The organism is Parafrankia elaeagni, assembly GCF_000374165.1.
Lineage (GTDB): Bacteria > Actinomycetota > Actinomycetes > Frankiales > Frankiaceae > Parafrankia > Parafrankia elaeagni.
On record NZ_KB893795.1, the window covers coordinates 1 to 8,885 of the forward strand.

The window sequence follows — 8,885 nt, forward strand, 5'->3', positions numbered from 1 at the left end:
CTCGTGCACGAAGCCGGCGCGGTGCGGCAGGGGTCTGCGCACCGTGGCGCCGCTGCGGACGACAGTGTTCACCGGACCGCCCGGCAGGGGTACATCCATCACATCGACCTCGCCTCGGCTCGCCAGGCCCCCACTCCGACAGGGACTCTCACTACGGCGCCGGGACAACTGACCGGACACTCCCACGACGCCGAGCTCATCACCCAATCATGCCTCGGGAACCGCCAGGACCGTGACATCCGTCGGCGCCACAGAACCGGCGGATGCATTTACGGTTTTTCCTTCTTTTCCCGCGAGAGTTCCGGTGTGGTGGAGATGGCCCCGGGCGGCCTGGATGGCCTCCGCGGCGGAGTCGAACACGTGTCCTTGCTTTTTTAGCCGGTCGAGCAGGCCGACGGCAATCAGGGTCCTTGTGTGTTCGGGTCGCAGGCCTGAAACATAGACGGTGATGCCGCGGTGTTCGAGGCGGTCGATGATGTCGCGCAGGACGATTGCGCCGGTGGCGTCGATCGCGCTGACCTTGGAAAGTCTGAGGATGAGGACCTTGACGTCCGCGATGGCGGTGAGTTCGTGAAGGAAGCGGTGGGCGGCGGCGAAGAACATGGGTCCGTCGATGCGGTAGACGACGATGTGCTCGGTGAGCAGCGCGTGATCGGCGAGCAGAGCCTGGTCGGCGTCGTGGTGGTCGGCCGCGCTCAAAGGCACCTCCTCGAGACGCGCGCTGCGGGCGATCTGCCGCAGCGCGAGAGCCCCGGCGACGACGAAGCCGAGGATGACGGCGACGACGAGGTCAAGAGCGATGGTCGCTCCGGCGGTCAGCATCATGACGACCGCGTCGGAGCGTGACGCGCGGCCGAGGGCACGCAGCGAGGCGACCTCCACCATTCGCATGGCCGTGGCGAGGAGGACACCGGCGAGCGCGGCCAGCGGGATACGTGCGACGAGGGGCGCCGCCACGAGCATGATCCCGGCGAGAACCATGGCGTGGGTGAGGGCCGCGAGGCGCGAGGATGCGCCGGACCGGACGTTGACGGCCGTGCGGGCGATCGCGCCGGTGGCGGGTACTCCGCCGAACAGCGGAACGACGAGGTTGGCCAGGCCCTGGCCGAACAGCTCCCGGTCGGGGTCGTGCTGCTCACCGGAGGTCATCGCGTCCGCGACGCTGGCGGAGAGCAGGCTTTCCAGGGCGGCCAGCGCGGCCACCGCCACCGCGGCCGTCGCGAGGGTCGGGATGGCGGAGATGTCGAGGAACCCGAGCGAGGGACTGGGCAGGGTCGCGGGCAGTGCGCCGAGAGTGGCGACGTCCCATCCACTCGCCGCGACCAGAATCGAGGTGAGGGCGACGGCCACCAGCGAGAACGGCACCGTGGGCCGCAGCCGGGCGCCGACGGTCATGAACGCCACGACCGCGGCGGCAAGCGTGAGCGCGGTCCAGTGCGGCCGGCGGGCGAAGTCGGTGATGGCTCCCCAGGCCACGGAGGTCACCGCGTCCCGGTCCTGTGGCTGTACCCCCAACGCGGCGGGAACCTGCTGAAGAAAGATCACCGCGGCGATCCCGGCGGTGAATCCTTCCACCACAGGAGCCGGTACGTAGCGCATCGCGCGGCCGACGCGCAGGACGGCGAGCGCGAGCAGGATCATTCCAGCGAGCAGACCGACAGTCAGGACGCCGCCCGGACCATGCTGGTGCACGATCGGTACGAGGACCACGGTCATGGCCCCGGTGGGGCCGGACACCTGCAGGTTCGATCCGCCGAAGACAGCCGCGACGGCGCCCGCGACGATGGCGGTCGCGAGTCCCGCGGCTGCGCCCAGGCCGGAGGAGACGCCGAATCCGAGCGCGAGGGGCAGCGCGACCACCGCGACGGTCATCCCCGCGATCAGATCGCGGGCCGGTTGACGGCGCACGGCCAGCGCATCGGCTCGGCCGGGCATGAGCCGACGAAGCGGCGCCACCCACCGTAGGGAGGCGGTACTCATCGTGGCGAGACAAGGGTGCTGCGGACGGGCGGGGTGGTCGGGTGCATGAACAACATGAACAATCCGATCATCGTCAGGGTGGATCTCCGTCACCCCCGGGACGGGAGATGACAAGATGAATACTTCTTCAAGTGTCGATGTCTTGGATGCAAGACGGTAGGCGAGTTGGTGTGACATCGGAGACCGCACCGGACCCGACCGCCGGGCCGAGGGGTACACGATGGAGAAGACGGAGAGGCCGAACCGCCATCGATCCCGCGTCCCCGGGTGACTCTCCTGGAAGGGCAGAACTCAGAGGGCGGCTTCAGCGGTCGCCGGCGGGAGCCGGGGATGGTCCAGCGGCGGCAGCGATCCGCCGGGCGGTGCCTGTTCGACGATGGCGCGTACTACAGCCAGGCGCGCCATGAGGGTCATCGGACGACGGGCCGCGACGCTCTCCGGTGGCGCCGCCCAGCGCGACCACGTCGACCAGCGCGACCAGGTCGACGCTCAGATCGAGCTGGGCCGCGAGCCGATGCAGAGTCTGGACGCCTCAGGCGACCGGATCGTAGAGGGTGATCTCGCGGATGCCGGCGCCCGAGCAGCACCTGAGCCTCCGCCGCCGCCGCCGCCGGAACGGACCGGCGTGCAGTGTGTGCACGCGGCCCTCAACGCTGCCCCGTGGGGACTACATGACATTCCGTACGCCCGTGCCCGCACGATTCCGCGCGCCCATGCGGCGATCACTGCGCTCGCAGTGAGCTCGGATCCGCTTCGCGCAACTGGGCCAACAGCCCGGCCTGCCCGGCAGCCATCTCGGTCAGGATCCGACGCGCCGCCCGCATGAGGTCGGCTACGTCCCCACCCGCGAGCGCGTACATCACCGTCGGCCCCTCCCTGGTCGCGGTGACGATGCCGGACCGGCGCAGCACCGCGAGCTGCTGGGACAGGTTCGATGCCTCGACGTCGATCGTTGCCAGCAGATCCCGTACTGGCATGGGCCCGTCCTGCAGCAGCTCCAGCACCCTGATCCGAACCGGATGGCCCAACATGCGGAAGAACTCCGCCTTCGCCTGGTACAGCGGTACCCGCCCCATCGCCCGTCACCTCTATCGCCGTCCCACCCGACCAGATCCCAGACTGCCAGGCCGGACACCGGCCGCGGCCATGCCCGATCTTCTGTGTCCTCCAACACCGGTCGGGCAGCAACCCAACTATCCCAGGTAGTCGCGTAGCCGCTGTGAACGTGCCGGGTGGCTTAGCTTCGCCAGAGTTCTTGATTCTATCTGCCGGATCCGTTCCCGGGTCACCCCGAATTCCCGGCCTACCTGCTCCAACGTCCTGGGCTGGCCGTCGGTCAGACCGAACCGAAGCTGGATGACCTTCTTCTCGCGCTCGGACAGCGTGTGTAGGACAGAGTCGATTTGCTCCTGCAGGAGGACGGCGCTCGCCGCATCGAACGGCACGATCGCCTCGTTGTCCTCGATGAGGTCTCCGAGCTGGGAGTCCCCCTCCGCGCCGATCGGGGTCTCCAGGGCCACCGGCGTCTGCGCGACCGCGAGAATTTCCGCCACCCTGTTCGGAGCGAGGTCCACGTGTGTGGCGATCTCTTCCGGCGACGGCTCCCGGCCCAGGTCTTGCAATAGCTGTCGCTGGATCCGTGTCACCTTGCTGATTGTCTCGACCATATGTACCGGAATACGGATGGTGCGCCCTTGGTCTGCGATGGCCCTCGTGACAGCCTGCCGGATCCACCAGGTGGCGTAGGTGGAGAACTTGTATCCCTTTGTGTAGTCGAATTTCTCCACCGCCCGGATCAGGCCCAGGTTACCTTCCTGGATCAGATCCAGCAGCAGCATGCCCCGGCCGACGTACCGCTTGGCGATGGACACCACCAGGCGCAGGTTCGCCTCCACCAGCTTACGCTTGGCGACCTGGCCGTCCTGCTCGATCGCCGCCAAGTCCCTACGCAGCCGCGGGGAGTTCCTTCGGACGGCAGCGAGCTTTTCGGAGGCAAACAGGCCGGCCTCGATCCGCTTCGCCAGATCGACCTCCTCCTCCGCGGTCAGCAACCGCACCCGGCCGATGGCCTTGAGATACATCCGTACCGGGTCCGAGAGCAGCGCTGTGGCCGCGAGTTCCTCTCCCTCGCGGCGCCGGCCAAGCATTTCTGAAGCGTCCCCGCCCGTCTCGTCGAGGACCTCAATTCCGTCCTCCGCGAGCAACTGCAGGACAACGCCGCTTCTCTCTGGCGGCAACTCCGCTGCGAGTAGCGTGGCGACAACATCGTCCGGGGTGACGAAACCGTTCTCCTTACCTCGCGCGATGAGATCTCCGACCTTTTTCATTGTGGCTTCGTCGGGGGCGGTCAGATCTGTGGGCGGTGTCTCGTCATGTTCGTAGAAAGGCCGACTCATGTCAGTCAGCACCTATGTTCGGCGTCGGATGCGGCAGAATGTAGCGATGTCCGTGAGGCGCCGCCCGATCGCGGACGCTCTCTCCATACATTGGTTGTTGGCTGGGTCGCCGCCAACAGTCCCCCGGTCCTCTCGAGATGAGATCACCGTTTCGATGGTCGTGATCTGCTGTGCTCGCTGATTCCGTCGGGATGTTCAGGAGTCGGCGGCGAGTAGGTCGCGCAGCAGGTCGGCCTGCTCGTGTAGCACGCCGGTCAGGATTGAGCGGGCCACCGCCAGCAACGTCACGATCTCCGGCGACGCCACTGCGTAAAACACGGTCGTACCCTGCTTACGGGTCGTCACCAGCCCGGCGCGGCGCAGCACCCCGAGCTGCTGGGACAAATGTGACGCCTCCAACCCGACCTCGGGCACCAGCTCGCTCACCGACCACTCCCGTTCGCTGAGCAGTTCCAACGCCCGGATGCGCGCCGGGTGGCCAAGGGTCCGGAAGAACTCCGCCTTCAACTGGTACAGCGGCGTCGCCATACGACCTCCCTCCGACCTCCAGCTACCCGCCGCCTGTCAGGCATGGCGCCCGTCCGACAGCTCGTCACACAACTGGACAACCTTACAACTTCATCAGATTGGAGCGGTGTAGTTCAGTTATCAACAGCCACCGACGGTGGATAACGGGGCCAAAGCAATGCTGTCAACAGGAACGGCTAGGCCACACCCCGGCCGCAGCGGGGGTCGGGGTGTGGCCGGAGCATCGGTCGCCGGCATCGGTCACCGGCATCGGTGTCAGCCGGCATCGGTGCCAGGCTGTGGCGGTGACCGAGCCCGTTGGGGCACGTGGTGGGGCGTGATGCGTAGGACATGGTGTCAGCGCAGCCGGTCAGCGAGGGCCGCGAGTTCGACCCAGAGGGCGTCGGGCACGCGGGAGCCAAGGTCGGCGAAGTATCGACGGATCATGTCGGTTTCGTGTTCCCAGGCGGCACGGTCAACGGACAGGAGCAGGTTGAAGTCGTCTTCGGTCACGTCCAGGCCGTCGGTATCGAGGGCTTCGGGTGTGGGGACTACACCGAGCGGTGTCTCGCGGCCCTGCGTGGCCCCGTCGAGTCGGCCGATGATCCAGGCGAGGACCCGGCTGTTCTCGCCGTAGCCGGGCCACAGGTACGCGCCCGTGTCGGGGTGTTTGCGGAACCAGTTGACGTGGTAGATGCGCGGAAGCCGCGCCCCGGCGCGTCTGCCGACGGCAAGCCAGTGAGTGAAGTAGTCGCCCATGTTGTAGCCGCAGAACGGGAGCATGGCGAACGGGTCGCGGCGCAGCTCGCCGACCGTCCCGGCCGCGGCGGCGGTGGTCTCGGAGGAGACGGTCGCACCGAGGAAGACACCGTGCTGCCAGGATGTGGACTCGACGACCAGCGGCACGGCGGTGGCACGACGGCCACCGAACAGGATCGCCGAGATCGGAACGCCGGCCGGATCGGCCCATTCCGCGGCGATCGTCGGACATTGCCCGGCGGGGGCGGTGAAACGGGCGTTGGGATGCGCGGCCGGTGTCACGGACTGCGGTGTCCAGTCGCGGCCCTGCCAGTCGATGAGATGTGCCGGAGGCTTCTCGGTCAGCCCCTCCCACCACACGTCTCCGTCATCGGTGCGCGCAACGTTCGTGAAGATCGAATTGCTGTGGATGGTATCGATGGCGTTGGGGTTGGTCGCCCGGCCGGTACCCGGGGCGACACCGAAGAAGCCGGCCTCGGGGTTGACGGCGTAGAGCCGTCCGTCGTCTCCGAAGCGCATCCAGGCGATGTCGTCCCCGACGGTCTCGACCTTCCAGCCGGGGATGGTCGGGACGAGCATGGCGAGGTTGGTCTTGCCGCAGGCACTCGGAAAACCGGCCGCGATGTAATGGGTGTTCCCACCGGGGCCGGTGAGCTTGAGGATCAGCATGTGCTCGGCGAGCCAGCCGTCGTCACGGGCCATCACCGAGGCGATCCGCAGCGCGTAGCACTTCTTGCCGAGCAGGGCGTTGCCGCCGTATCCAGAGCCGTAGCTCCAGATTTCCCGGGTCTCGGGGAAGTGGACGATGTACTTGGTGGTGTTGCAGGGCCAGGCGACGTCGGGCTGCTCGGGCTGGCGCGGTGCCCCGACGCTGTGCACGGCGGGGACGAAGAAGCCGTCCTGGCCGAGCTGGTCGAGGGCTGGTCGGCCCATCCGGGTCATCACACGCATCGAGACCGCGACGTAGGCCGAGTCGGTGATCTCGACGCCGAGTGCGGAGATCGGTGAGCCCAGCGGTCCCATGCAGAACGGGACGACGTACATGGTGCGGCCACGCATGCAGCCCGCGAACAGGTTCCGCAGGGTGACGCGCATCTCGTCCGGGTCGGTCCAGTTGTTCGTGGGACCGGCATCGTCCTGGCTTTTCGAGCAGATGAAGGTGCGGTCCTCGACGCGGGCGACGTCGCTGGGGTCGCTCGCGGCGTAGTAGCTGCCAGGCCGCTTGTCCTCGGCGAGGCGGAGAAACGTGCCCTTGGCGACCAGCTCCGCGCAGAGCTGCTCGTACTCGGCGTCGCTGCCGTCGCACCAGTGGACCCGGTCGGGCTGGGTGAGGTCGGCGATCGTGGCGACCCACTCCAACAGTGCCGGGTGCGTCGTCGGCATCGACTGCAGGCCCGGGATCGTGACGGGCATCTCCCACTCCTTCGACAGACCGTTGGATGGTTGAACTGTACTCCTTCTATCTGACGAACTTGTCAGGTTGTCGAACGTTGACCGCAGAGATCGTCAGCAGGTCTCCGCACACCCGGCGGCGGGCGTACTCCGAGTGGGACGTGTCGCGACGCCGCGACGCCGGCTGAGGGCGGAGTTCTTCCGGACCCCTGACCACCCGACGCGCACCCGGGCACAGACCGCGCGCGCAACGGTCATGCATGAGCGGCGCAGCCCCGTCGAAGGCTCGCGTTCGGCGTACCGGGGAACGCACCGCCCGCGAGAACCGGCCGCTGACCCCGGAGAGCCGCCAGGGGGCGGGAAGGATCTTCGGCGGCCTCCGCCGCCCCGGCGACTGTCACACTCCACTCTCGGCGATCACATGGGGATTGAAGACTTCATCAAGTTGCGACATTGTGGTTAGCTGATGTGTGGAGCGCTCCGGACGTGGCGGGGTCTTCCTGCGCGGCGCCCCCCGGCGCGGCTCTCGTGATCGCGTGCGGCGTGGGTCGGTTCCCGGGTCCGCCGGTCGGCACTCCCGCACCCTGTCCGGAGCGGCGCGGTATCCGGAGCGGCGCGGTGCGGTGTCCAGCGGAGGGCGGTGGGGCTGGTGCCGGTGTGGGATCTACTCGCGGCGATCGAGGCGGAGACGAGCTCAGGCGGGGCCGGGGCATGGACGGTCGGGTCGCGAAGGAGGTGCTGCAGGTATCGCGGTACCAACGCGGATTGATCTCGGGACACGCTGGCCGGATCTTGGGACACGCTGGCCGGCCCGATGGCCACCGACGTGCCCCGGATGGGATGAAAACGAACGGGCGCCCGCCGCGGGGCATTCGTCGACATCGGGAGACATCTGGATCGACTTCCCCACTGTTGACGCTATGACAGTCAAGCCGCGACCGGATCCAGCAGATCGTGTCGAGGGCCCCCGGCGAAGCGCCGCTACCCCTCATGATCACATGAAATCCAGTTCCTGATCTGCGGGGCGAACCCTGCCGGTCACGGAACTAGAACTATCTCGAGTAAGAAACCGACACCGAAGAATGCGACGGAGTCGTGTCGCCTCGCACTCTCGGAAGGCATCGGACACAACGAGCACCGCAGCGGAGGTGCACAATGGCTGGAAGGGGTCGTTCCATGGGACGCGGACGGGCGAAAGCCAAGCACACGAAAGTCGCACGCAAACTCAAATACGCCTCCACCGACCTGGATCTCGACCGGCTCCAATCAGACCTCGGCGACACGCCCACCCGGGACCACGACGACCGCGATGAACTCCCGGACCCGCAGACCCCCGACCCGGCGGACGAGAACTGGATGCCAACCGGCTGAGCCCAACCGCCGACGCCGCACCCGAAGCTGGAAACCCTGTAGCGCTCATCGGCGATGACCCCACCGCCGCCGTACAGCGCCGGATGGCTGAGGGAGGCGTGCAGAGCCCCGGAATTCGCCTCCAGGTCAGGTCCGTGCCCCTCCCCCGTCGCTGCTCGGGTTTGCGGCGCCGGCTTCGCGCAGCCGCACCGCCCCCGGGCCGCCCGCCGAGGCTCCTGCCTGAATGCCGCGCCAGCAGCGGTCCTGCCACCACAGGATCCTCTCGATCAGAGGCGCATGCCGGTGCAGTCCGTAGGCGTCACGAATCAGCCTGACCCTCCGCGCCGCCTCATCCGTATCGGCCACCGCGGGGCCAAGGCCAAGGAACTGCCAACAGACACGGGCGACGTCATGGATCCGCTCCCCAGGGGAGGCCAGATCCCAGTCGAGGAAGGCGACAGGCCGTAGCCCATCGCCGCGCCCGCGGTAGACGGTGTTCTT

At 67.7% G+C, this 8,885-nt stretch carries 6 protein-coding genes and 1 pseudogene; 1 reads left to right on the top strand and 6 read right to left on the bottom strand.

The window, feature by feature from the left end:
* Positions 1–207: 207 nt before the first annotated feature.
* The 5 genes from B207_RS0131520 to B207_RS0131550 form a co-directional block, all read right to left on the bottom strand.
* Positions 208–1,935 (bottom strand): SulP family inorganic anion transporter, encoded by a 1,728-nt coding sequence (locus B207_RS0131520; protein ID WP_018640684.1) that lies wholly within the window; start codon positions 1,933–1,935, stop codon positions 208–210.
* Between the two features lie 767 nt (positions 1,936–2,702).
* Positions 2,703–3,056 (bottom strand): ArsR/SmtB family transcription factor, encoded by a 354-nt coding sequence (locus B207_RS0131535; RefSeq protein WP_018640686.1) that lies wholly within the window; start codon positions 3,054–3,056, stop codon positions 2,703–2,705.
* 117 nt (positions 3,057–3,173) lie between these two features.
* Entirely contained in the window at positions 3,174–4,307 is a 1,134-nt protein-coding gene (rpoD, locus tag B207_RS0131540) for an RNA polymerase sigma factor RpoD (protein ID WP_018640687.1), read from the bottom strand.
* Positions 4,308–4,571: 264 nt separating this feature from the next.
* On the bottom strand, positions 4,572–4,904 hold the full coding sequence (locus tag B207_RS0131545) for an ArsR/SmtB family transcription factor (protein WP_018640688.1): 333 nt from the start codon (positions 4,902–4,904) through the stop codon (positions 4,572–4,574).
* A 336-nt stretch (positions 4,905–5,240) separates the two neighbouring features.
* A complete protein-coding gene (locus B207_RS0131550; protein ID WP_018640689.1) occupies positions 5,241–7,055 on the bottom strand; it encodes a phosphoenolpyruvate carboxykinase (GTP) in 1,815 nt (604 codons plus the stop codon).
* A gap of 1,155 nt (positions 7,056–8,210) precedes the next feature.
* Between B207_RS0131550 and B207_RS0131555 the strand changes: the two genes are divergently transcribed.
* Entirely contained in the window at positions 8,211–8,405 is a 195-nt protein-coding gene (locus B207_RS0131555) for a DUF3073 domain-containing protein (RefSeq protein WP_018640690.1), read from the top strand.
* Between the two features lie 126 nt (positions 8,406–8,531).
* On the opposite strand, the pseudogene B207_RS42230 reads toward B207_RS0131555, so the two are convergent.
* Positions 8,532–8,885: pseudogene (locus tag B207_RS42230) on the bottom strand (trifolitoxin immunity protein); the annotation flags it as partial.